This window comes from Shewanella sp. YQ_9 (assembly GCF_043103185.1).
GTDB lineage: Bacteria > Pseudomonadota > Gammaproteobacteria > Enterobacterales > Shewanellaceae > Shewanella > Shewanella algae.
Genome location: NZ_JBICJO010000007.1, coordinates 107,306 through 130,605, shown reverse-complemented (window position 1 = coordinate 130,605; position 23,300 = coordinate 107,306). Strand labels below are relative to the sequence as shown.

At 54.1% G+C, this 23,300-nt stretch carries 17 protein-coding genes, 2 tRNA genes and 1 riboswitch; of the genes, 6 read left to right on the top strand and 13 right to left on the bottom strand.

Translation table 11 applies throughout. The annotated features are described in order from the left end of the window. Position 1: 1 nt before the first annotated feature. Positions 2–2,098, bottom strand: coding sequence for a phosphomethylpyrimidine synthase ThiC (gene thiC, locus ACF8D4_RS02365; RefSeq protein WP_392464530.1), 2,097 nt, complete (start codon positions 2,096–2,098; stop codon positions 2–4). A gap of 228 nt (positions 2,099–2,326) precedes the next feature. Beyond that, positions 2,327–2,426: riboswitch (TPP riboswitch) on the bottom strand. Between the two features lie 164 nt (positions 2,427–2,590). Further along, entirely contained in the window at positions 2,591–3,454 is an 864-nt protein-coding gene (locus tag ACF8D4_RS02360; RefSeq protein ID WP_208134463.1) for a hypothetical protein, read from the bottom strand. 90 nt (positions 3,455–3,544) lie between these two features. On the opposite strand from ACF8D4_RS02360, the gene ACF8D4_RS02355 reads away from it, so the two are divergent. Together ACF8D4_RS02355 and ACF8D4_RS02350 are read left to right on the top strand one after the other, a co-directional pair. After that, positions 3,545–3,775, top strand: coding sequence for a hypothetical protein (locus ACF8D4_RS02355; RefSeq protein ID WP_186265613.1), 231 nt, complete (start codon positions 3,545–3,547; stop codon positions 3,773–3,775). A gap of 284 nt (positions 3,776–4,059) precedes the next feature. Then, positions 4,060–4,740 (top strand): hemolysin III family protein, encoded by a 681-nt coding sequence (locus ACF8D4_RS02350; RefSeq protein WP_208134462.1) that lies wholly within the window; start codon positions 4,060–4,062, stop codon positions 4,738–4,740. Between the two features lie 74 nt (positions 4,741–4,814). Here the strand turns inward: ACF8D4_RS02350 and ACF8D4_RS02345 are convergent, their stop codons facing one another. The 4 genes from ACF8D4_RS02345 to ACF8D4_RS02330 are packed head-to-tail and all read right to left on the bottom strand — an operon-like array spanning position 4,815 to position 11,483. Continuing rightward, positions 4,815–5,396, bottom strand: coding sequence for a tRNA-uridine aminocarboxypropyltransferase (locus ACF8D4_RS02345; protein ID WP_260846606.1), 582 nt, complete (start codon positions 5,394–5,396; stop codon positions 4,815–4,817). Between the two features lie 30 nt (positions 5,397–5,426). Next, positions 5,427–8,645 carry an error-prone DNA polymerase gene (locus tag ACF8D4_RS02340; protein WP_392464528.1) on the bottom strand — a complete coding sequence of 1,073 codons (3,219 nt, stop codon included), beginning with the start codon at positions 8,643–8,645 and terminating at the stop codon, positions 5,427–5,429. After that, on the bottom strand, positions 8,645–10,354 hold the full coding sequence (locus tag ACF8D4_RS02335) for a Y-family DNA polymerase (protein ID WP_392468268.1): 1,710 nt from the start codon (positions 10,352–10,354) through the stop codon (positions 8,645–8,647). Before ACF8D4_RS02335 ends, ACF8D4_RS02340 begins: the two co-directional genes overlap by 1 nt. Position 10,355: 1 nt before the next feature. Further along, positions 10,356–11,483, bottom strand: a complete 1,128-nt coding sequence (locus tag ACF8D4_RS02330) for an ImuA family protein (RefSeq protein ID WP_392468266.1) — start codon at positions 11,481–11,483, stop codon at positions 10,356–10,358. 152 nt (positions 11,484–11,635) lie between these two features. Between ACF8D4_RS02330 and ACF8D4_RS02325 the strand changes: the two genes are divergently transcribed. Next, positions 11,636–13,063 (top strand): ATP-binding protein, encoded by a 1,428-nt coding sequence (locus ACF8D4_RS02325; protein ID WP_392468264.1) that lies wholly within the window; start codon positions 11,636–11,638, stop codon positions 13,061–13,063. Here ACF8D4_RS02325 and def read toward each other — a convergent pair. Continuing rightward, positions 13,060–13,554: a peptide deformylase gene (def, locus tag ACF8D4_RS02320; RefSeq protein WP_025888094.1), complete on the bottom strand. Its 495-nt coding sequence runs from the start codon at positions 13,552–13,554 to the stop codon at positions 13,060–13,062. The genes ACF8D4_RS02325 and def overlap by 4 nt on opposite strands. Before the next feature lie 176 nt (positions 13,555–13,730). Here def and ACF8D4_RS02315 point away from each other — a divergent pair, with 176 nt between their 5' ends. Together ACF8D4_RS02315 and ACF8D4_RS02310 are read left to right on the top strand one after the other, a co-directional pair. Then, entirely contained in the window at positions 13,731–14,093 is a 363-nt protein-coding gene (locus ACF8D4_RS02315) for an MGMT family protein (protein ID WP_025888092.1), read from the top strand. A 19-nt stretch (positions 14,094–14,112) separates the two neighbouring features. Beyond that, positions 14,113–14,841, top strand: coding sequence for a DUF3108 domain-containing protein (locus ACF8D4_RS02310; protein WP_392464585.1), 729 nt, complete (start codon positions 14,113–14,115; stop codon positions 14,839–14,841). Here ACF8D4_RS02310 and ACF8D4_RS02305 read toward each other — a convergent pair. Further along, positions 14,785–15,585, bottom strand: coding sequence for a class II glutamine amidotransferase (locus ACF8D4_RS02305; RefSeq protein ID WP_025009668.1), 801 nt, complete (start codon positions 15,583–15,585; stop codon positions 14,785–14,787). The genes ACF8D4_RS02310 and ACF8D4_RS02305 overlap by 57 nt on opposite strands. A gap of 252 nt (positions 15,586–15,837) precedes the next feature. Between ACF8D4_RS02305 and fadE the strand changes: the two genes are divergently transcribed. Beyond that, positions 15,838–18,288 (top strand): acyl-CoA dehydrogenase FadE, encoded by a 2,451-nt coding sequence (gene fadE, locus ACF8D4_RS02300; RefSeq protein ID WP_071237588.1) that lies wholly within the window; start codon positions 15,838–15,840, stop codon positions 18,286–18,288. Between the two features lie 229 nt (positions 18,289–18,517). On the opposite strand, the gene bluB is transcribed toward fadE, so the two are convergent. The 5 genes from bluB to ACF8D4_RS02275 all read right to left on the bottom strand — a co-directional run bounded on the left by bluB (position 18,518) and on the right by ACF8D4_RS02275 (position 23,295). Next, a complete protein-coding gene (gene bluB / locus ACF8D4_RS02295) occupies positions 18,518–19,261 on the bottom strand; it encodes a 5,6-dimethylbenzimidazole synthase (protein WP_167716247.1) in 744 nt (247 codons plus the stop codon). 201 nt (positions 19,262–19,462) lie between these two features. Beyond that, positions 19,463–21,466, bottom strand: a complete 2,004-nt coding sequence (locus ACF8D4_RS02290) for a sodium:proton antiporter (protein WP_107004765.1) — start codon at positions 21,464–21,466, stop codon at positions 19,463–19,465. A gap of 204 nt (positions 21,467–21,670) precedes the next feature. Next, a tRNA-Asp gene (locus tag ACF8D4_RS02285) sits at positions 21,671–21,747 on the bottom strand. Between the two features lie 50 nt (positions 21,748–21,797). Continuing rightward, positions 21,798–21,874: transfer RNA gene (locus ACF8D4_RS02280), tRNA-Asp, on the bottom strand. Positions 21,875–21,984: 110 nt separating this feature from the next. Then, positions 21,985–23,295 carry a TIGR03503 family protein gene (locus ACF8D4_RS02275; RefSeq protein WP_107004764.1) on the bottom strand — a complete coding sequence of 437 codons (1,311 nt, stop codon included), beginning with the start codon at positions 23,293–23,295 and terminating at the stop codon, positions 21,985–21,987. Between the last annotated feature and the right edge of the window lie 5 nt (positions 23,296–23,300).

Genomic DNA, 23,300 nt, shown 5'->3' with positions numbered 1-23,300 from the left:
TTCAGGCTTCCTCTTCATAGCGTGTAGCCTCTGGCTCGGGATTGGACTTGGGCTTGGACTCGGACAAAGACTTTTCGCTTGCCGTAGCCGGATGATACAGGGCGCTGCCACTGGCCTTGAACTGCGCCGACATCCGCGCCATCCCCGCCTCGGCATCCAGTACTTCCAGCGGCTGTGCCGTCAGTTCTTCAGCCTGCACTGGCTCGGTTTGTCGCTCTGCCGAGTCTGGCTCTGACGCCTCCCCTGAAGCTAGCTGAGATGCAGACAAGGATGCAGCCAGAGACGCAGCATAGTCGCGTACATCTTGGGTGATTTTCATCGAGCAGAATTTGGGGCCGCACATGGAGCAAAAATGCGCCACCTTGGCAGACTCCTGAGGCAGGGATTCATCATGGAACGCCCGGGCGGTATCGGGATCCAACCCCAGGTTGTATTGATCTTCCCAGCGAAACTCGAATCTGGCCTTGGACAACGCATTGTCGCGCAGCTGGGCACCAGGATGTCCCTTGGCGACATCGGCGGCATGCGCCGCAATTTTGTATGCAATAAGCCCTTGTTTAACGTCTTCTTTGTTGGGTAAGCCCAGATGCTCCTTGGGGGTCACGTAACAAAGCATGGCGCAGCCGTACCAGGCAATCATCGCCGCGCCTATGCCAGAGGTGAAATGATCATAGCCGGGCGCAATATCCGTGGTCTGGGGCCCCAAGGTGTAGAAAGGGGCCTCATCACAGTACTCAAGCTGCTTGTCCATATTCTCTTTGATCAGCTGCATAGGAATATGGCCCGGCCCTTCGATAATGGTCTGCACATCGTATTCCCAGGCGATTTTCACCAGCTCACCCAAGGTTTCCAGCTCGGCAAACTGAGCCTCGTCGTTGGCATCGGCAATCGAGCCGGGGCGCATGCCGTCACCGAGCGACAGAGAAACATCATAGGCGGCGCAAAGCTCACAGATGTCGCGGAAATGGCTGTAGAGGAAGTTTTCCTTATGATGGCTCAGGCACCACTTGGCCATAATGGAGCCGCCACGGGATACCATACCTGTCACCCGATTGGCTGTCATGGGCACATAGCGCAGCAATACCCCGGCATGAATGGTGAAGTAATCCACCCCTTGTTCGGCCTGCTCTATCAGGGTGTCGCGAAACACTTCCCAGCTGAGATCTTCGGCAATACCGTTGACCTTTTCCAGCGCCTGATAGATGGGCACAGTACCTATGGGCACAGGCGAGTTGCGTACTATCCATTCGCGGGTTTCGTGGATATAACGGCCGGTGGACAGATCCATTACCGTATCTGCGCCCCAACGGGTGGCCCACACCAGTTTTTCCACCTCTTCCTCGATGGAAGAGGTCACCGCCGAATTGCCGATATTGGCGTTGACCTTCACCAAAAAGTTACGGCCGATAATCATAGGCTCGGCTTCCGGATGGTTGATGTTGGCGGGAATAATGGCGCGGCCACGGGCCACTTCGCTGCGGACAAACTCAGGGGTTATCGGCGTGGCAACTATAGCACCAAAGGCTTCTCCTTTGGCCTTGCGGGCCAGCTGCGGATCTTTGGCAAGCGCTTCGTTGGCCCGGGCCATATTTTCACGAATGGCGATATATTCCATTTCAGGAGTGATAATGCCGGCGCGGGCGTAATGCAATTGGGTCACCCGCTTACCCGGCTTGGCCCGGCGCGGTTTGGGCAAAGCGTCGAATCTCAGATGATCCAGCCCTTCATCCGCCAGCCGCTGCTGGGTAAAACTGGAGCTGACCGAAGTCAGCTCTTGCGTATCATCACGCTCTAAGATCCAGCCCTGGCGCAATTTATCCAGACCCTGGCGCACATTGATACCCGCGTTGGGATCTGAATAAGGGCCGGCACAATCATAAACACGTACAGCGGGATTGGGTTCAAATTGCTCGCTGCCATCTTGGGTTGGTATTCGGGTGTCTGTCTGCCTGATTTGGCGCATGGCTACCTGAATATCGGCCCGGGAGCCCTGAACAAACAGCTTCTGTGAATTGGGATGCTGCAAGGGTTTAAGGTTATCGATAAAGGCCTGGGCGGCCTCTCGGGTTTGACGACGATTGGATTGACGATTTGACATAAGCAAGCTCACTCTTTTGGAAAATGAAATTGCTTGTCAGGAGAGTTGAATAATAAGCGGCGCAAGCTGACTGGTTAAACTCCTTGATTTGGAGTCCTCCTCCGGCGGTGTTGGCAGACTGACCTCGTGGTTTCAGGTCAGTTCAATGTCCGCTTGAGAAGCCAGATATCGCCTCGGCTCTTTAAAGCCTTTGGCATAGATTTTTGCTCGCAGTGGCTGCGGTAATGCTGCAGCTGAATGCTTGTTTCCTTCGCAGGTGCTAGCCTGATCAGGTTCAACGGATCCCGAATAAACGGTCTCAGCCCAGAGGGCACTCCGACAAGATTGCTGCCGAGTATAAGCACAAGCCGAAGCGGGAAACAAGCCCAATGACAAAACGAGCCACAGGATTGAATCACTTAAAATCATAGCTTAATTGTTTGAATTAAATTAAAATAATTTCAAAAGTTGAAAAATAAATTTATTTAAAATCAAATAAATTGATTGCAAAACTCACTTACCAAGCCGCTTTAGACGGCTGGCCACCGCCTCCTTGAGCGCTTTTTCCATTTCTGTCTGACCGCATTTAAATGGGAAACCCAAGTTTTCGGCATAGGGATTGAGTGGAGTCGGCACCTTGACGACTCGATAGCAGGTATCACCATCCTTGACGATACGGTTAGGGTCGAGCGGCAGATCCAGACTGGCCACTTTATTGAAATCATCGGCGTCATTGACCCAAAGCACTTCCATCTCCCCATCCATTTCACTGAGGCTCTTGCGTTCCGTGGCCTTATCCGCATATTGCTGTGATAACTGCTGCAGCGCCTGCTGTTGAGAGTGTTGCAATACTTTTCGGGCAGACTTTAATGCGTTTGAACTGAAGTCCAGCTGAGCTTGCTCTGCCGGCTGCGGTCTAAAGTCATTTGCTCGCTCGGGGGCTGGTACGGCTGCATTTTTCGTTTCTTCAATGACTCTAGCAATAGGCTTAACGCTTTGATCCCGAGTTTTGGGGATCCTTTGCTCTTTCTGGTCCTGAACAGCCACTTGTTCAGTCTCTTGCTCTGACTCTTCGGCGGCCTGTTTTTGTTGCTCAGCTTTTTGAACCTCTATCGCTTCCTTGGGCTGGGTTATTGCTTCTTCCTCCAAGGCTTCCGGCACTGGCGTTAACTGTTTTGGGCTGGGCTGACTGAAATACAGATAGGATTGCAATGCCTTGGGTTTGGCAGGCTCAGTCACCACTCTTTGCCATTCGGCCTGCTGCCAAAACCAGGATAACCCCAGCAATAGTACTAAGTGCGCGGCTCCCGCTACAGTCCAACTGCTGAAGGCGTTGCCCTTTGCCTCACCATCCCCCTGCTCTGCTTTTTTAGCCATGCCAACTTGCGCCAGGCATTGGGGTTGAAACCCAAGCTGTTGACTAAAAGGCGATTGGGCAAAGAAAGGGGCTATCGAATGTGATTGAGAATGGCTTGGTTGGCAGGAACAGGGATTAATGATTTCATCCAGACCAAGCTCAAAGGCTACATCCCTACCCGGGATGCTGATGCTCAAGCTTGCCATTGCCGCCGAGCTTTCGTCTCGGCTGGCAATAAACTTTTCTGGAAGATAAGGCATAAGCCGCTGATTTATCCGTCGCTGAATGTAAACTCAGTGTTAGAGGAAAACCCTCGGCAAAAAGTTCATTCCCTTGTTTGAAAAGCAATTTACGCTACAAGCTCAAATCGACGGCTTCAAGCAAAACAAGTAAAACCCTTGTCGAATAAGACTGACGGAATTCTCTGAACAAAATAACCGTAAAAAGCGACTTGGAAGCCGGGCAACGAGTTGTTAAGGTGCCACATTAGACGTTTGCAAAAAATGCAGACGATACGGTTCAAGGAATAAATCCATCTCAGCGAACACTTGTACACTTTTATCTAGCCATGGCGCTACGGCGCTGTTAGACTCACTTTCAATGAGGTCGAACCAGAGAGTCAATCATGCCCAACAGCAAAGCCCCAGCAGCCGAAGCCCAGTTCAATGGCCAGTTTTCCGCTGGATACAGTCTGAATGAAGAGATAGCCAATGCCGTCAGCCATGGTTTGGGGGTGATTGCCGGCATTCTTGGGTTGGTGCTGATGTTGCTCAAGGGCTGGCATTCGCTGGATGCCATTCAGTTAACAGGTGTAACCATCTATGGAAGCAGTATTATCCTGCTGTTCCTCTGCTCGACCCTGTATCACAGCATTCCTCACCCTGTGTGGAAACGGCGCCTCAAGATGCTGGATCACTGCGCCATCTATCTGTTAATCGCCGGAACCTATACCCCGCTGATGTTAATTACTTTGGCCGATGCCCAGGAAGAATGGGTGCTGATAGCCATCTGGTCGTTGGCATTGGGGGGAATAGTGTTCAAGAGCTGCTTTATTCACAGATTCAAGGCGCTGAGCCTGGTGCTCTATCTGGCCATGGGCTGGCTCTGCGTCGCCGTATTGCCTGAGCTTATCGATAATCTGTCAACTGCCGGGTTCAACTTGCTGTTGGCCGGGGGGCTGAGCTACAGCTTGGGTGTGATCTTCTACGCTACCAAGGCGATCCCTTTCAATCATGCCATCTGGCATCTGTTTGTGTTGGGCGGCGCCGTTTGCCATTTCCTGTGTGTTTATCTGACGGTGATCTAACGCAGGCTGATAGACTTAACTCAGCGCCGCCGTAGAGAGACGGCTTCCAGCTTGCTGTTCCAACTCGAGTGCAGCTAGGCCGGAGCTCTTATCTCAGCCTGCCATTGATTAAACTCACTGAGTAACCGCCTGGCGGCGATACTATAGTCTCCCCCCAAGTCTTGCCAAACAGCCGCAATACATTCCAAGGTACATAACCCGCCCTGGCGCTGATTGCGCCGTAAGCGAAACGCCGAGTCCTGCTCTGCTTGCAGCTCGACTCTGGCAAGCGACTGCAGATAGGGGCTTTGGCGATACATCTTGCCGGCCTCCTGCCAGGTTGCATCGAGTATGACCAGCGAATTTAGCGGCTTCCCTAATTTCAGATCAGCTTTCTGAGCGGCTTCCTGAGTAGCGTCTTGAGGCAATGTTGCGCCCTGAGCCGGGCTTTGGTTTGGGCTTTCATTTGCAGCTTGAGTTCGCGAAGTACTTTCTTCGGTTTGCGGATAGAGTAAGGCTGTTCGCCCCAAAGACAAGTGCTCCATTAGCCAAGCATCCGGGGCTTTACGCGCCCACAATACCCGCTTACAGAGAGTCGGATAAGCATTAAGCGCCAGGGTGGCTGTATTACTGGCTCGATTCAGCTCTCTTTCATGGGTCAGCAGGATTATTTTCACAGGCAACAGCAGCTTAAAATGGGTTATCGGCTAATGGAAATCCCGCGAGTTTACCACCAGCGCGTGCATACTGCCCGAGATATCCTCCAGCCGACCGGCTAGCAGATGCAATACGCCGGACGAGAATTCCACGACCCCGCTCACCTTGAGGATCCTGGCGCTCAAATAAGCCTGTCGTTGGGCCCTAGCCGTATCACTCCATACCACCAGATTAACATTACCGGTTTCATCTTCGAGGGTGATGAAGGTAACACCACTGGCGGTGCCAGGCCTTTGCCTGCCGACCACCAGCCCGGCCACAGTCACATTCTGGCCATGACGGCACTGCCACAAAGAAGCGGCGCTGTGACACTTGCCGAGTAACCCCTGCTCTCTGAGCAATGCCAGAGGATGGCGCCCCAGAGTTAGTCCGGTACAGGCGTAGTCGGCCAGCAAGGCATCGACTTCAGTGACCTCAGGCAAGGCGGTTTCAGGGCGAAAATCGACCTCGTCCGGCTGCTCAAACAAAGGCAAACTCTGCTGACGAGCGGCCAACTGCCACCTGATCTGATGGCGATCGCCGCCCAGGGCAGCAAAGGCATTGGCGCTGGCCAGCGCTTCCTGCTCACGCCTTGGCAGTGCCAGAGCCGCCAACTGCGACAAGTGGGTAAAGCCCCCGTCCCGACCCGCTACTATCTTGGCGGCGCTGTGCTCGGATAATCCCTTGACCAACCTGAACCCGAGGCGCAGTGCCAAGGAGCCATCGGTTTGTCGCTCCAGTGTGCTGTGCCACTGACTGAGGTTGATGCAAACCGGCAACACCAGGCCGCCATGATGACGAAGATCCTGAATAAGTTGTGACGGGCTGTAAAAACCCATGGGTTGACTGTTGAGCAAGGCGCAACAAAACGCCACCGGGTAATAGTGTTTGAGAAAGGCCGAAACATAGGCCAGGAGCGCAAAGCTGGCCGAATGAGACTCGGGAAAACCATATTCGCCGAAGCCGCGGATCTGGCTGAATATCTGCCTGGCAAAGGTGTCACTGTAGCCTCGGGCCGTCATCCCCTGAAGCAGCTTGTGTTCAAATTGCTCCAGCTCGCCACTGCGTTTCCAGCTGGCCATGGCGCGGCGCAGCTGATCGGCTTCCCCGCCACTGAAACCGGCGGCGACCATGGCCAATTGGATCACCTGCTCCTGGAAAATGGGCACCCCCATAGTGCGTGACAACACGCCTTCCACCTCGGTCGAAGGAAAAGTGACCGGCTCGATTTTATCACGGCGGCGCAGAAAGGGATGCACCATGTCTCCTTGAATTGGACCCGGGCGCACTATGGCTATCTGTATTACCAGATCGTAATAACAGGCGGGTTTAAGCCTGGGCAGCATGCTGGTCTGGGCTCGCGACTCCACCTGAAACACCCCCATACTGTCGCCCTGCTGCAACATACGATAGACGGCCTGATCTTCCCAGCGAATATCCGACATGGCAAAGGGACGAATGTGACGGGAGATCAACCCGAAACATTTGCGGATCGCGGTCAGCATTCCCAACGCCAATACATCGACCTTCAACAGCCCCAGACTCTCGAGATCATCCTTGTCCCATTGGATCACAGTGCGCTTGGCCATGGCGGCATTCTCTACCGGCACCAGCTCGGCCAATGGCCCGGCCGAAATCACAAAGCCGCCGACATGTTGCGACAAGTGCCTTGGAAAACCCATCAGGGTCTCCACCAGCGGCAACAACCACTGCCCCAAACCTTGTTGTGGCAACAGCTTGCCTTGTTGCAACTGCTGCTGCCAAGGCACTTGCGGATCGCGGCGATCGACAGCGCCTATCAGCTCATCCAGCCGTTGCTCGCTGAGCCCCAGAGCCTTACCAACATCTTTCATGGCACTCTTGAAACGATAAGTGATCACACTGGCGGCCAGGGCTGCACGCTCGCGGCCATATTTTTGGTAAATATACTGGATCACCTCTTCGCGGCGTTCATGTTCAAAATCGACATCGATATCCGGCGGCTCATGGCGCTCCTTGGAAATAAAACGCTCAAACAGCATGTTGACCTTGGTAGGATCCACCTCGGTGATCCCGAGGCAATAACAGACCACAGAGTTGGCGGCCGAGCCACGTCCCTGATGCAGTATCCCTTGCCTGGTGGCAAAACAGACCAGATCATAGATGGTCAGGAAAAAGTATTCGTAATTGAGCTCGGCAATCAGCTTGAGCTCGCGCCGATACTGAGTCTGCACTTCAGGTGCTATCGCCTCGCCAAAACGCCTGCGGGCGCCCTTTTCCACCTCCTGCGCCAGATATTCACTGGCGCTTAGGCCGCTTGGCACCAACTCGGCCGGGTACTCATACTTGAGTTCATCCAAGTTGAAATGGCACCGGGACGCCAGCTCACAACTCCTTGCCAACCAGGCTTGAGGGTGACGCCGGGCCATAGCGGTTATCGGCTTAAGCGCCATTTCGGCATTGCCCGATAACAGCTCACCGGCCATGGGCACGGCGCGGCCATGGCGGATACAGCTGAGCACATCGTGCAGCCTTTGTCGCTCGGCAAGATGCATCTGCACATTACCGGCGGCGACACAGGGAAGGGAAAAACGATTCGACAGCGCCTCACAGGCCTCGAGATACCAAGCCTCTCCGGGTTGCAATTGCCGCTCCATCAAGAGATAAAGCGGCAGTGAAAACACGGCTTTGACCCGTGTCGCCAGGGCATTCAATTGTGCCAGACTGCGCTGCTGCAGCTGCGTCAACCAAGGAGTTTGCTGACTTAGGCTTTGGTTGCTTAATCCCTTGTTTGTAGAGTTCTGATTATCGACATTCTGCTGACCAAGGCTTTGGTGCTCAGTGCTTTGCAAGTCGGCTTGCGCCAGCAACTCGCTCACTGATGGCGGCCGCCACAGGCAAAAGCAGCCGCGGTCAATGGTCGCAAAATCATCCAGGGTTAACCGATACTTGCCCTTATCGGCCCGGCGCCGCCCCCGGGTTATCAGAGTGCTGATAAGACCATAGCCCCGGCGATTTTTTGCCAGCAGTACCAGGCAACCTTCCGGCAGGTGGAATTCGGCGCCGACAATCAGCTTGATACCGCTTTGTTTGGCGGCCTCATGCGCCTTGACCACACCCGCCAGAGAGCATTCGTCGGTAATGGCGATGGCCTCATAGCCCAGTTTGGCGGCCTGCTGCACCAACTCATCCGGGTGGGAAGCCCCGCGCAAAAAGCTGTAATTGGAAATAGCATGCAATTCGGCGTACATCAGCTGAACCAAGCATGAAGAAAGAGCCCATTAGCGGTGCGAAACAGCCAACACAGACCGCCGTTCTCCTTATGATGGGCAAGAAAATAATCCCGGCAGGGGAAAGGCCCCGAATGCCAGGGGCTCTGTAACCTTTCCGGCCCCCTAAGCAGCTCTACGGCTTCAGGAGCAATGGCTTGCGGCTCTTGCAGCAGCCAAAGAGGCCGCAGCGCCAGCGACGGCTGAACGGGCGGCCTTGCCGGTGGCGGCCAACGAGTCAGTGGAGCCGCAGTACTGGCCAGTTCTGGCATGGGATCGGCCGCCAACACCAAAGAGCGCACCTTATGGCTACCTAACCTGGCCTGTAATCTGGCGAGTAATTGATTGGCATCCTGCTGCAGCCCTTCTCTGGACTCGGTCAACTCTCGACTACCCAGCTGCTGCGACACAAACTGCCTGGCTCGCAGCTCAATATCGACGACCGGGCTCGGCAGTTGCAATCCTTCCAGCTGTAAGCGGCAGAGCTGAGATAGTCCCTGCAGTTGATATTCCCCGAAGGGATAGTTGAGTGTCAGTTGCAGCGCCGGCGTCTCTGGCTCGCGAAACTTCAGCCACAGCTCCAACTGTTGCACAGCCAACTGCCTGATCCGCAAATAGGTTGCCAATTCCCCCAGCAGCTTTTGCAATGGAAACAGCAATCCCTGAACCCACTCAACATCATGCAGCAAGGTCAACCTGGCCTGAAACTGTTCGGGTAACTCATATCCCTTGCGGCAACAGGGCAAACGCCCCTGGATTTGTGCCAGCAGCTGCAGCAAACCTTGACCAAAGCGCCGCCCCAACTCGGCAAGGGGTAAGGCATCAAGCATGGCTAGAGTTGTCAGCCCAAGCGCGCCGAGCCGTTGCCGTTCCTCTTGGGTTAATGGCAGCAAATCCAGTGGTAAATCTGGCGGTAAGCCGTGATGCACCTTGAGGCGCCCGGCTTTTTCAGCTGTGGGCGTGCTCATGAAGGCTGCTGATACCGCGCTGATGCTGGCGTGAGTATGCCGCGCCAATATCGCCGCATCCAGCGGTCTGTGTGCCAGCACCAATGAGCATTCCAGACCATAGGCGGCGACTTTGTTGAGATAAGCCTCAACAATGGCGCTCAAACTGCCAAACAGTTTGACCATGGACCCCACTTCCAGCAGCAGGGTATCTGTAGGCCAGCGCGCATCGGCCGCATTTTGGGCAGCTTGTTCAGTAAGCCCGGATAACAACGGCGGCCAGATTCTGGCGCTGAAATCATAGCTCCACTGACATAACCAATCCCGCAACGCTTCGCTGTCCACCTCCTGCAGCGGCCAGAGTTGCAACTCCCCCAACAGCGACTGGGCGCTGCCGACACTCATCCCCGCTGTAACGCCTTTTGCTTGAGCGTCGGAACAGGCCGAATGTATGACCAGCTTCCGGCTGTCATACAAGGCCATGGGGACTTGGGGATCAAAAGGCTCTGACGCCGCAGCGGTTGGCACTGCTTTTGGTTGATTTTGGGTTTGGGGCTGAGTTTGAGCGCGTGTTTGAACCTGAGCTGTACCACTACATGTCATACTTCCAGTCATAGTGTCGCTCATAGTGTCGCTCATAGTGTCGCTCATAGTGCCCGTCATATTGCCCAGCATAGCCAGACGATAACGCTGATATTGCAGCAATAGCTGCGGAAACCAGACTCCCATCCATACCTGGGTCATCTCAGATAGCCTCTTGACTATGAGCTGTATGGCTTTGAGTGGTTTGAGGATTGACCGTTTGCGGATTAGCGCTGTGAAAAAGCCCCGCGGGCTTGTTTGACTCTTGCCGTGCCGTCCAGGGATTAGGCGCGCATTCATTGGATGCAACCGTCGTTGACTGCGCCATCCCCCAAGGACCATGAAGCACGTTACCATAAAACACAGTGCTATGAAGACCAGTGCCATGTAAACCAGAGTCGTGAAGAACAGGGCCATTGGCCTTGCGGCCGGAATGATTTGGCTCAATTGAGTCTATTGAGTTACTTAAACTATGATTGGGAGCCGCCTTGCCGCTTCTCAGGGTTACCACGCCCGGCTCGACATGGGGCAGTTCAAGCGCCAGTGCCGGCAAGCCACGCAGATGCAATTCAGGGACGGGCCAACCACCGCGACGCTTCAAAATTTGCAACTTGGCGGTATTAACGCCAGCCGCGCTGATAGCCAGCTTTAGGGTGACAGGATGATTGCTGTCGGCCTGAGCCATAGGCAACTGGCAAATTCCCAGCGCCTTGCCCTGCTCTGCGGCAAGTTGCAACCTTCTGGCCTCAGTCAGTGTTAGCTTGTCCAGCCAAGCCAGCACCAGGGGACAGGCGCCACTGCTCAGCCCTTGCTCCATGGCCCAGAGCACCTCTTTACGCTGGGTTAACTCCAGCCACAAAATACGCTCGGCGGCAATACCGTGCTGGGCAAAGCTCTGTGCCAGCGGCTGCAATGGCGGCGCTATCAGCATTATCATGGCATCTCTGGACTCATCCCCTCTAAATTGATTTCTTTTGGACTGATTTTTTTCGGAATGATTTCTTTCTGAATGTGAGCCACACTGAGCCGGCAGTAAATAACGCATCAAAGGCAGCAACAAGCTGAGTTCCCCGTGCCCAAGAGACTGACTGAAAAGCTCACAAATGCCTTGCCTTGGCCACCCTGCATCACTGAGCTGCGCATCCAATGCTTCAAAACCACTTGGATACCCCAATATTTTGCCCTGACTGCCCGGCCCCAACCAGAGATCCCGGCGCTCCAGCAGGCCGTTCAAGGCCTGAGATTTTGCTGGATCAGATTTTACAGAGTGAGTTTTGGCTGAAAGAGACATGAAAAACACCGATACTGTATTTTTATACAGTATAGCGGGTTTTAGCCAACTGACAAGTCGTGCTGGCGCCAAAGCCTTAACCCGAGATAGAATAAATGAGAATGATTATCGAAACATATTCTCGACTTCAGTGAATAATTCAGGAGCTTGCCTTGCTGCCCTTTTCCGGCCTGTTTTCCCAACTCCAATGGCGACTGTTTGGCTATTTTGGTGTGTCATTACTGCTTATCCTGCTGCTCGCCAGTGGTATTGAAGCCATGTTGCTAAACCGCTTGTTACTGCTGCCCCAGCAGACCCAAAGCCAGTTACAGCAACTGGCCGATGAGGCCAACGACTATATCGTCAGGGGCGATATAGCCGGACTGGCGGATTGGGAGGGGCGTCAGGCATTTGTACTCTATGTGCTGGATAGCAAGCAGCAGGCGGTGAGTCAGCGGGAAATGCACCCGCACTTTGTTTACAAACTCAATTTCCTCAAGCAGTTGCAGCAGCCTATGGGGGACAGGGTGCAAAAACCTTTGATAGGTCTGCCATTACGCAATAGCCTGGAGCCGGATAATCCCCTGCTCTTGGTGGTGCAGCTCAACGCCTCTTTACACCCGGCGCAGCAACTGGATAAAAGCCTCTGGCTTATCCGTATCCTGGTAGGGCTACTGGTGCTCTTGTTGTTCAGTCGTCTGCTGAGCCGCTATCTGATCCAGCCGCTGAGTTTACTGCGCAGTGCCACCCGTCAGCTGGCACAGGGCCAACTCGATACCCGGATTGCCAGCCATTTTTCGATAAAGCAGCCGGAGTTTTTCCAGTTGGCGACCGACTTTGACCATATGGCCGAGCAGCTGCAAAAGAGCATTCAAACCCAGCAACGGTTACTGAGGGATGTCTCCCACGAACTGCGCACTCCCCTTGCCCGGCAGGAGCTGGCCTTACACCTGTTGGAAAATCGCTTGGGGGAGGAACATCAACAACCGCTTGCCAGGCTAAGACGCCAGGGCGAAGAGATGGCGCAATTGATCAACACTATTTTAGACTTCAGCCGCCTGAGCAACGGCTTCATCAAGCTGACGGCAGCGCCTTTTACTCTGACTGAATTACGCCGCTCACTGCTGCAGGATCTGGAGTTTGAGTCTGGCCCCAAGCAAAGCATAGTCTGGGCACAGGCCCCCATTGATGAGCAAACTTTGCATACCGATATGGCCTACTTGAAGCGGGCGCTGGAAAATGTCTGTCGCAATGCCCTCAAATATGCCGGTGAAACCTGCCGGGTGGAAATCCAGGTATCTCAGTTGGGTGACGACAAATTGGGTGATAGCAGACTGCAGCTGAGTGTCAGCGATGATGGACCCGGGATCCCCAAAGAGCAACTGGAAGCCTTGTTCAACCCTTTCACCCGTTTGGATGAAGCGCGTCACAGCTCTCAGGGAGGTTATGGGCTGGGATTGGCGATTGTGCGCCAGTGTATGCAGCTCCTGTGCGGCTCGGCCCAAGCGGTTAACCGGCCTCAGGGCGGTTTGAGCATATTGCTTGAGCTGCCGCTGCAACTGCCAAGCTGCAGCGAAGCCCAACTTAAGTCTATTGCTTAGGCGGTAAACTTACGCACCTTCTTCAGTGCCATCTCCTGTTTAAGGCGGGAGAGATGCTCGATAAATACCTTGCCGTGCAGATGATCGATTTCATGTTGCAGCACTATGGCCAGGAAATCATCACTGTGGATCGTCTGGGCTTGGCCCTGGCGATCCAGATAGCTGACAGTGACCGACTCGAAGCGTTTTACCTTGGAGCGATAACCGGGAATGGACAAACAGCCCTCTTCACCGATAAATTCGCCGCTGGACTCAGTGATCTGCGGATTGATCAGCACCAGAGGTTGATTGCGCTCTTCTGAGATATCAATGACGACTATCGCGTGTTCACTGCCCACCTGGGTCGCGGCCAAGCCGATACCATCGTCTGTGTGATACATGGTTTGCAACAGATCATCGATGAAAGACTGCACGGCTTCTATTTCGGTAACAGGCTTGGCTTTACGCTTGAGCCTGGGATCGGGAACCGTCAAAATATCCATAATTGCCATAGGGTTATATTCTCAATTTACTCGACTTGGCGTTCAATGGGCGCCATTATGGCGAAAAAGCATCAAAAGGCAAACCTTGCGTGTGCAGCGCAGAGCCGCCGAGGCACTTTTGCCAAGTGAGTAACCTCCGCTATGGAATGGTATTATAATTTGCGCCAATAGCATCAGGAGCCAAGATGCCCCCGGAAACGAGCGCCCCGCCACTGAGTCCAATGCAGAAGATTTGGCACATAGTTGCACTGATCCCCGAAGGTCGGGTGGCAAGCTATGGCAAAATTGCCGACTATGCCGGCTTGCCAGGACGGGCCCGCTATGTTTCCCGGGCACTGAAACAGGCGCCGGACAGCCTGGCACTGCCCTGGCACAGGGTTATCAACAGTCAGGGGAAAATCTCCTTTGCCAAGGATACCCATCCGTTTCAGCTACAGATGAGCCTGCTGCGCAGCGAAGGCGTACAAGTGAACCAAGGCAGAATTGCCCTGTCTGAATATGAGTGGCGGCCGGACATGGCCACTCTGGTCTTGTCCATGCCGTTTTAACCACAGGAGACTGCCTTTGATCCGTTCGCTTCTACTTTTGATGCTGTTACTGCCCTTGCCGTTATGGGCGCAGACCAGCCCCCTGGCACCCCACACCGCCGAATATCAGGTCAATTATGGCGAAATCAATCTCGGTGGCGCCCGTTTTATGCTGTTGCCGCCAGAGGGCGACTTCTATCAATACAAATTGGACAGTGATCTCAGCCTCTTGGTGCTGAGCGATAAACGCCATATCCGCAGTGAATTTACCTATCAGGATGGTCAGTTGACGCCGCTGCGCTTCAGCCATCAGCGAACCGGCACAGGCCCCAACTTCAATGAGCAGATAGCCTTTGCCAAGGAACAGGGCAAAATTTTCAGTCGCTACAAGGATGAAAAGAGCAAATTGGACTATTCAGGCACTCTCTACGATGCCCTGATGGTGCAGCTGCAGTTTCGGCTGGATCTCGCCGCCGGCAAGGAGTCACTGGCCTATGAGCTGGTCAAGGACAACGAGATAGATGACTATCGTTTCAAGATAGTCGGCAAGGAGCGGATGACACTGGACAGTGGCGTCTATAACACGGTGAAACTGGAAGTGGTTCGCGACAGCACCAAGCGGCAGACCTTTGTTTGGATGGCGCCGGATCTCGGCTGGCTGCCGGTGCGCCTGACCCACTTTGAGTCAGGCAGCAAGCAGCTCGATATCAAGTTAGCCAAGCTGAGCCTGGGCTCGGAAGTCAATAACCAGCTCGCCAAGACGGAATAATTTCCAATCTCCCGGCGCCAACAGCTGCCAGTTTTCATTGCCGGTCAGCGGCCGGGTGGCTATGACAGTGACCACATCCTTGGGGGTGGTCTGGGTGTCGAAATCAATCACCACATCCGTGTCTATCAGCTGCGCACGGCCAAAGGGCGCCCGGCGGGTGATATAGCAGAGGTTATTGCTGCAATAACTCATCAGATAACGGCCATCGCTGAGGATCATATTAAACACCCCAAGAGTGCGGATCTCCTCGGCAAGCTGAGCCACATACTCAAACACGGGCAAAATATCGTCCGGCTCGGATTCGCCGAAACGCTCGACCAGGCGGCTCATTATCCAGCAAAAGGCCTGTTCACTGTCTGTGTCACCCACGGCCTGAAAGCGACCGCTTTGAAACTTCTGTTCATAGTCAGACAACTGGCCGTTGTGGGCATAGGTCCAGTAGCGGCCCCAAAGCTCGCGGGTAAAGGGGTGGGTATTTTCCAGCGAGACTTCACCGCGGTTGGCCTGCCGAATATGGCTGACCACCACTTCACTCTTGATCGGGTATGACTTGATAAGGCTTGCCACATGGGACTGGCTGCTGGGGCTGGCATCTTTGAAGGTGCGGCTGCCCTTGCCTTCATAAAAGGTGATCCCCCAACCATCCACATGGGGCCCGGTCACCCCGCCTCGCTCCGCCAGCCCGGTAAAGCTGAAGACAATATCCGTTGGCACATTGGCACTCATCGCCAGCAGCTCACACATCTTGTTTTTCCTGTCACTGAATCTGTTATTTCATTATCTGCGGCATTGTAGCCAAGCCGTGTCGGCAGGGGAATTATTGCTTGCAATAAAAAATTTAAACAATTGTTTGAAAAATGCTTGTATTCGATTTCGCTTAGGTTTAATTTTATTGCGACACAGGTCTGACCACATACTATAATTGTGATCTTGATCGCTCTCAAGCGAGGCGTTCTACACTGAATAAAGTGGTCGTTTTATTAAGGAGAACAAACAGTGACTACCCTACTATGGATCCTGGCATTGCTCTTGGTTTTAGGAGCAGCAGCGTACCTCAGAGTATCCCTGCTGACCGCAACCATAGCCGCCGCAGTGGTCATGGCAGCAGGCAGCCTGCTGGATGTAACTGGACTGATTAGCTGGATAATTTTCTTGGTTATTGCCCTGCCGCTGAACCTGAGTGCCTTCAGGCAGAGTGTGATAACCCGGCCATTACTTAAACTCTATCGCGGCATCATGCCGGAGATGTCTTCCACCGAAAAAGAGGCGATTGAAGCCGGTACTACCTGGTGGGAAGCCGATCTCTTCGCCGGTAATCCCAACTGGAAGAAGCTGCACAACTATCCGGTTGCCCGTCTGAGCGCCGAAGAACATGCCTTCCTGGAAGGACCTGTGGAGGAAGTCTGCCGCATGGTTAACCAGCATATGGTTTCCCATCAATTGGCGGACTTGCCTGCCGAAGTATGGCAGTTCCTCAAAGACAAAGGCTTCTTTGCGATGATCATCAAGAAGAAGTACGGTGGTCTGGAATTCTCTGCCTACGCCCAATCCCGGGTACTGCAAAAGCTGGCCGGTGTCAGCAGTGAACTGGCCTCGACCGTAGGTGTGCCCAACTCACTTGGCCCAGGCGAGCTGCTGCAGCACTATGGTACCCCGGAGCAGCAGGATCACTACCTGCCACGCCTGGCCAAAGGTTTGGAAGTTCCCTGCTTTGCCCTGACCAGCCCTGAGGCCGGTTCAGATGCCGGCGCCATTCCGGATTTCGGTGTAGTCTGCAAAGGCCAATGGCAAGGTGAAGAAGTACTGGGGATGAAACTGACCTGGAACAAGCGTTATATCACCCTGGCACCTGTTGCCACAGTTTTGGGGTTGGCATTCAAGCTTAAAGATCCCCAGCATCTGCTTGGCGATAAGGAAGAGCTGGGCATTACCTGCGCCTTGATCCCGACCGATGTTGAAGGTGTGGAAACCGGCCGTCGCCACTTCCCGCTCAACTGTATGTTCCAAAATGGTCCTACCCGAGGCAAAGAGGTGTTTGTTCCTCTGAGCTTTATCATAGGTGGCCCGAAAATGGCGGGACAAGGCTGGCGCATGCTGGTGGAATGCCTGTCGGTTGGCCGCGGCATCACCCTGCCCTCCAACTCAGCCGGTGGCGTTAAAACCGCGGCTTTGGCAACCGGTGCCTATGCCCGCATTCGCCGTCAGTTCAAGCTGCCTATTGGTAAGCTGGAAGGCATTGAAGAGCCAATGGCGCGCATCGGTGGTAACGCCTATCTGATGGATGCTGTAACCTCCTTGACCACCACAGGTATTGATCTGGGCGAAAAGCCTTCCGTCATCTCGGCGATAGTCAAATATCACCTGACCGACAGAATGCAGAAATGCGTTATCGACGCCATGGATATTCACGGTGGTAAAGGGGTATGTCTTGGCCCCAACAACTATCTGGGACGCGGATATCAAGCGGCACCTATCGCCATCACGGTTGAAGGGGCCAACATTCTGACCCGCTCAATGATCATCTATGGTCAAGGCGCCATTCGCTGCCATCCATATGTGCTGGCAGAGATGGAGTCGGCCTTTGATAGCGACGTAAACCGTGGCCTGAATAACTTTGATGCGGCGCTGTTTGGCCATATCGGCTTTACCACAAGTAATTTTATCCGCAGTCTGTGGATGGGCCTCACCGGCAGTCGCTTCTCCAATGCGCCTTTTGCCGACAAGACCAAGCGTTACTATCAGCATATGAACCGCTTCAGTGCCAACCTGGCCTTGCTGTCGGATCTGGCGATGGCGACCTTAGGGGGTAACCTCAAACGTAAAGAGCGGATCTCTGCCCGTCTGGGTGACTTGCTCAGCCAGTTGTATCTGGCATCGGCAACCCTCAAGCGTTATCAGGATGAAGGCCGTCAGAGTGAAGATCTGCCACTGGTACAGTGGGCGGTTGAAGACGCGCTCTACAAGCTGCAGTCTTCTCTGGATGATCTGCTGGATAACTTCCCTGCTGGCCTCGGCGGCGTGCTGCGCCTGGTGTTGTTCCCCTTCGGTCGACCACTGAAGCGCCCAAGTGATGTGTTGGACCACAAGGTAGCCAAGATAATGCAGACCCCTTGTGCCAGCCGTGACCGTCTGGGTAAGGGACAATTCTGGGAAGCTTGCGACAACAATGCCGTAGGTATTCAGGAGCAGACCTTCAAAGACATACTGGCGGCAGAGCCCTTGTATGACAAAGTCTGTAAGGCTGCCGGCAAACGTCTACCCTTTATGTGGCTGGATAAAGTGGCCGCAGAAGGCAAGGCGCTGGGGGTTCTGAGCGATGATGAAGTGGCCCTGCTGGAGCGCGCTGAAATCGGCCGAATGAAATCCATCAACGTGGATGACTTTGACCCCGCCGAACTCAAGGCCCAGAGCCTGGAGCAGGACAGCCGCGAAGAACAAGCTGCTTAAACCTGCCGAGTAACAAGCATGAAAAAGGAGACTCTGAGTCTCCTTTTCTTTTATGGCGAGGCAGACTTGATCACTTTTATGTGTCTATCTTTTATGTCTCTATCTTCTCTGTGCTTATCTTCTTGTAGCTATATCCACCTATTTTTCACCGACCTTACCGCTCTGCCATTTCATCCTTGCCTTGAGCTCATATCTGCGCTTAGCTCAACTGTTTCTATAGAATGAGATGTCATTTTCCGCTTTGGCGCTCTCTTTGGCGCAAGAATTCGGCCAGCAGTTCATCGGTTTGTTGCTGCTGCGCAGCCTGCCAGCCATCTTCATGGACCGCCAACTCAAGTGGTCGCCGGGGCAACCAGCCTTTGCGCTCAAGCTCAGGGGTATCGTTGAAAGCGCTCACCCGCCCCAGACACAAATAAGCGATAATTCTTATCTCCTCAGGTATCCCCAAGGTCTCACGCAGCACTTCATCATCAAGAATACTGACCCAGCCCACACCCAGGCCTTCGGCTCTGGCGGCGAGCCACAGATTTTGCACCGCGCAAACTGCACTGTAGTTGTCCATTTCCGGCTTGATGGTGCGGCCAAGTACCACAGGCCCGGTGCGGCTGGGATCGCAGGTCACACAGATCCCCAAAGGCGCCTCAAGAATACCTTCAAGCTTTAACCGCTGATAATGAAGCAGTCTTTCGCCACTGAACTGTTCCGTCGAACGGGCATTGGCGGCATCAAACCCCTGTTTAATGGCGCGGCGCTTGGCTTCACTGCGCACCAGAATAAAGTCCCAAGGCTGCATAAAGCCAACGCTGGGCGCATGGTGCGCCGCATCCAGGATCCTCTGTAAGCTCTCTTCAGGAACCGGCTTTGACAAAAATTGACTGCGTACATCGCGGCGGGCAAATATCGCCTTGTACAAGGCTTCTCTCTCCTGCAAAGAAAACGCTTCTGCTTCGGAGGAAACGGCAAAATCGGACATGGTTCACCTCTTTGATGGCTGATCTTTAACGCCTGCGGTGCCCGGACTATAGCAGGCATGTTACAGGAAGCGCCAATCCGGCATCTCAAGATTTGATGCTGCATTAATCTTCTATAGCCAAACCTTGTGATATAAAAATACCGGGCCGTTTTAATGACCCGGTATTTCCCGTTTGCTTTCGGCGCTGTGGCTCAAATTTGATCAGGCGGTAACTTTCCCCTTGTCTTCCCCATTACCTTTCCCGCTCTCTTTTCCACCGGCTTCGCCCTCTTTATCACAGCTCACTTTGTCTTGAACATCAGCCTCAGTTAGCGCGGTTTGCTGCTCTTTCGCTTCCTGCTCCTTGGCCTTTTGCTCGGCTTCAGCCCTTGCCTGCTTGAGGGTTTCCTCCGCTTCCTTGAGCGCCGATGCCTCCGCCAGCGCCTCTTTGGGGATCAGGCTGATAAGCTCGATTCCGCTTGGCAAATCTGTAGTGTTGCCGGTCAACATAGTGACCTTACCATTTTTCAGGTACATCAGCGGCACCACAGTTTCACCATAGCGGCGGCAAAAGTCTTTGTAGCCAAAGCTTTCTGTCAGGTTAGTGCTCTTCAGCACCCCGCCCTTGGACATCAAACTGGCCAGCTTGGCGTAGGAGACTGTTTCACCGAATAGGCACATACGCTTCAAATAGGACTCAGACAATTGATGGCGGGCACTGGTACCATTGCTTTCCGTGTTACTGAGACCATAAACCTTCTTCTGTCCGAGAATATCCTGGAAATGGAAATAGACCACAGGGTTGAGCTGACGATAGGGAGACAGGATTAACACCTTGCCGATGCCGGTCAAATCCAGATAGGTGTCGGCATGCTCCGAGGCCGGGTTGCCAAAGTAAACCGGAATATTATCCATCCGCGCCAAACGAATGTTATCCCAGTTACTATCGGCAAGGATCACCTTGATATCCTTGCTCTTGAGCACCTTGGCCAGCTCCCGGGAAAACTTGGAAGCGCCAAAGATCAGCAGGCCGCGGGCAGAGCCTGCCTGCACCCCAAGAATACTGGCCCAGCGTCTGGCGGTGAGCGACTGGATCACAACTGTGCCTATGATGATTAAAAACACCAGTGGCACTATGGTCTCGGCGCCGGGCACTTCCATCTTTTCCAGCTTGATGGCAAACAGTGATGACACGGCCGCCGCCACTATCCCCCGCGGCGCCACCCAGCTCAAAAACCACTTTTCAGCGCTGCTGAGCGAAGTGCCTATACCCGAGAGCCAAATGCTCAGCGGCCTGGCCACCAAAAGCACCACTGCCAGTACCCCAAGGCCGCCCAGACCAAGGTCCAGCATGGCCGACGAATCCAACCTGGCCGCCAGCAAAATAAACAGCGCCGAGATAAGCAGCACCGTGAGTGTCTCTTTGAACTCGAGGATATCGGCAATATCCACGCCGCGCATATTGGCGAGCCAAATCCCCATTACTGTCACGGTCAACAGGCCGGACTCTTCCTGCAATAGGTTTGAACCGACAAAGACCCCGAGCATTATGGTCAGTACAGCCGTGTTGGTTAGATAGTGGGGCAAAAGATTGCTTCTCAGCACCCGCCCGACAAGATAACCGGCCAAGGCACCAAGCCCAAGGCCAATACCCAGCATAGAGCCGAGTGCCAGCAGTACATGCGCTGTCTGCCCGGCGCTGACAGTAATGTACTCAAACACCAACACCGCCAGCATGGCGCCTATGGGATCTATCACTATCCCCTCCCAGCGCAGAATGCTCGCCAACTGAGACTTGGGCTTAACGGTTCTGAGCATGGGCACTATCACAGTCGGCCCGGTAACCACTACCAAAGCACCAAACAACAGTGCCAGCGGCCAATCAAAACTCAGCAGGAAATGCGCCGCCGAGGCGATGCAACCCCAGGTGATCAGCGCGCCCACAGACACCAAATGCGTCACCATCCGGCCGTGATCCTTGATCTCCTTGAAGTTGAGCGTCAACGCCCCTTCAAACAGAATGACAGCAACCCCGAGGGAGATGATGGGAAACAGCAAGTCGCCGAAAATCGCATCGGGATCCAGTAAACCCAGCCCGGGACCCAGCAACAAACCACAAAGCAGCAGCGGTAATATCGCCGGCAGACGCATCCGCCAGCCAATCCACTGACACGCCAGAGATAAGACTCCTATCAACGCCAGCATGGCGGTGATTTTTTCAACCATAAGTAGAATCCTTTTTTGTTTCTTTCGGGCGACCCGAAACAGCTTTACAGCATGAGCAACGCCAGAGTCAATCGCTGTTTCTGTATGAGCATATATGAGTTAAAGAGGATGGGATCAGAAATTTTTGTGGCAATGTGCCAGATTCGGCTTGAAACCAGATAAAACAAAAAGCCCGGTCATTGCTGACTGGGCTTTCTGCTTGTTTGGCGGAGCGGACGGGACTCGAACCCGCGACCCCCGGCGTGACAGGCCGGTATTCTAACCAACTGAACTACCGCTCCAAACTCTTGCTTATCACCTGGGCAATAAGGCTTGAATTCGTTAACTTGACTGGCGGAGCGGACGGGACTCGAACCCGCGACCCCCGGCGTGACAGGCCGGTATTCTAACCAACTGAACTACCGCTCCACTCAAGTTGCCGGGAATAATACGTAGGCCCCTTGTCAGCGTCAACAACTTTTTTACCCCGAGGATCCCGATTAGCTAAAAAATCAGCAAAGCATGGATAATCAAGATGTTCAGTTGGATTTGCGCTCATCCTCATCGGGTAGGGTCAGGTCAATCTCCTGCACATCATCTTCCTTGGGCGCCGCCTGCTGTTTTGCCAGCAACTGCTCTTCAGCCGCAGCCAAGGCCTGCTTCAGACTTTGACGCTTGCGCCAAAACAGAATCGCACCGACCCCAAACAGTAACAGCAAGACGTTACCCCCTATGATCAGGTAAAGGGCATTTTGTTTGGCCGCCGCTTCTTCTTTGGCTGCTATTGCTGCAGCCCTGGCGGCCATCTCTTCGGCGCTCGGTGGCGGCTTGGGTGGCTCGACAAAATTGAAAAAGCGCTCCGGCAGGGTCAACACCAGCTCCCTTCCCTGCTTGTCTGTGCTGAAGACAGTGCCCTTGATACGGTAACTGCCAAAGTCACTCACCTGGGGCAGCACGAGTTGCGTGGTGCCTTCTGTGGGCTGACGCACGGTAACCGGCAGTTGCAATCCGGCCGGCCCCAAAAGCTCAATATCGAAATAGGTTTCCTCAAGGCGCAGAATGTCTGGATTGGCACTCAGCATCAGGCCCCATGGCTGAGTCAGGGGATCGTCCGGCTCAACCACCTTAATATCCACAGGCGAAGGTTCGAGGCGAAATGCCTGTTTGAACTCACGTTCAAACACATCGTTTTGCACACTGACCTGCAGGGTGTAATCTCCCCAGGGCTGGTTGAGGTTAATATTGGAAGTAAAGGTGCCGTCATCTGGCCGTTCATCCAGCGCCTCTCCGTTGTCCTGATAACTGCCGACAATAAGGGTACCGGCGGCAAAGTTTTCATCGCCCGGTTTGTGGGAGGAAACAAAACGCGCCGTCCATTGCAACAGGTATTCAAGCCCGGGAAGTCGCATTCTCAGCGAATCACCGGTGAGATGGGCGGTCAGCTTAAGGCGCTCGCCCTGATACAGTGGCTGAGGCAGTTCATCCACCTCAATCCCCAGCTCGGATACCCGGGTGATTTGCGAGCCGGGCACCACTTTACCAATGAGCTGCCAAGGGCCTGGCACAGGGTTTTCCACCGCAATCATGTCGCCTGTGACGCCATCGGTCCATTTGACATTCTCCGGGTGGCGCGAGGCATACCATTTACTGCCATCAGGCAAAACCACCACCACAGGGGCGGAGCCGTATTCCCGCTGCACCAGAAGCACGATTCTGTCGACCATATGGTCAACCCGAAAACGATTCTTAAGCTCAGAGGCCTGTTCCTTGGGTACTATCTCGGCCACAGCCGGGGCCCCAAGGCCAAGCAGCAGACACACCATGAGGCCCAGCGCTGGTCTCAATCCCATTATTT

Excerpts from the sequence above, each read along its gene's own strand:
- thiC (WP_392464530.1), bottom strand. The coding sequence starts at position 2,098 with ATGTCAAATCGTCAATCCAATCGTCGTCAAACCCGAGAGGCCGCCCAG.
- ACF8D4_RS02360 (WP_208134463.1), bottom strand. The coding sequence starts at position 3,454 with ATGGCTAAAAAAGCAGAGCAGGGGGATGGTGAGGCAAAGGGCAACGCC.
- ACF8D4_RS02355 (WP_186265613.1), top strand. The coding sequence starts at position 3,545 with ATGGCTTGGTTGGCAGGAACAGGGATTAATGATTTCATCCAGACCAAG.
- ACF8D4_RS02350 (WP_208134462.1), top strand. The coding sequence starts at position 4,060 with ATGCCCAACAGCAAAGCCCCAGCAGCCGAAGCCCAGTTCAATGGCCAG.
- ACF8D4_RS02340 (WP_392464528.1), bottom strand. The coding sequence starts at position 8,645 with ATGTACGCCGAATTGCATGCTATTTCCAATTACAGCTTTTTGCGCGGG.
- ACF8D4_RS02335 (WP_392468268.1), bottom strand. The coding sequence starts at position 10,354 with ATGACCCAGGTATGGATGGGAGTCTGGTTTCCGCAGCTATTGCTGCAA.
- ACF8D4_RS02330 (WP_392468266.1), bottom strand. The coding sequence starts at position 11,483 with ATGTCTCTTTCAGCCAAAACTCACTCTGTAAAATCTGATCCAGCAAAA.
- def (WP_025888094.1), bottom strand. The coding sequence starts at position 13,554 with ATGGCAATTATGGATATTTTGACGGTTCCCGATCCCAGGCTCAAGCGT.
- ACF8D4_RS02315 (WP_025888092.1), top strand. The coding sequence starts at position 13,731 with ATGCCCCCGGAAACGAGCGCCCCGCCACTGAGTCCAATGCAGAAGATT.
- ACF8D4_RS02305 (WP_025009668.1), bottom strand. The coding sequence starts at position 15,585 with ATGTGTGAGCTGCTGGCGATGAGTGCCAATGTGCCAACGGATATTGTC.
- bluB (WP_167716247.1), bottom strand. The coding sequence starts at position 19,261 with ATGTCCGATTTTGCCGTTTCCTCCGAAGCAGAAGCGTTTTCTTTGCAG.
- ACF8D4_RS02290 (WP_107004765.1), bottom strand. The coding sequence starts at position 21,466 with ATGGTTGAAAAAATCACCGCCATGCTGGCGTTGATAGGAGTCTTATCT.
- ACF8D4_RS02275 (WP_107004764.1), bottom strand. The coding sequence starts at position 23,295 with ATGGGATTGAGACCAGCGCTGGGCCTCATGGTGTGTCTGCTGCTTGGC.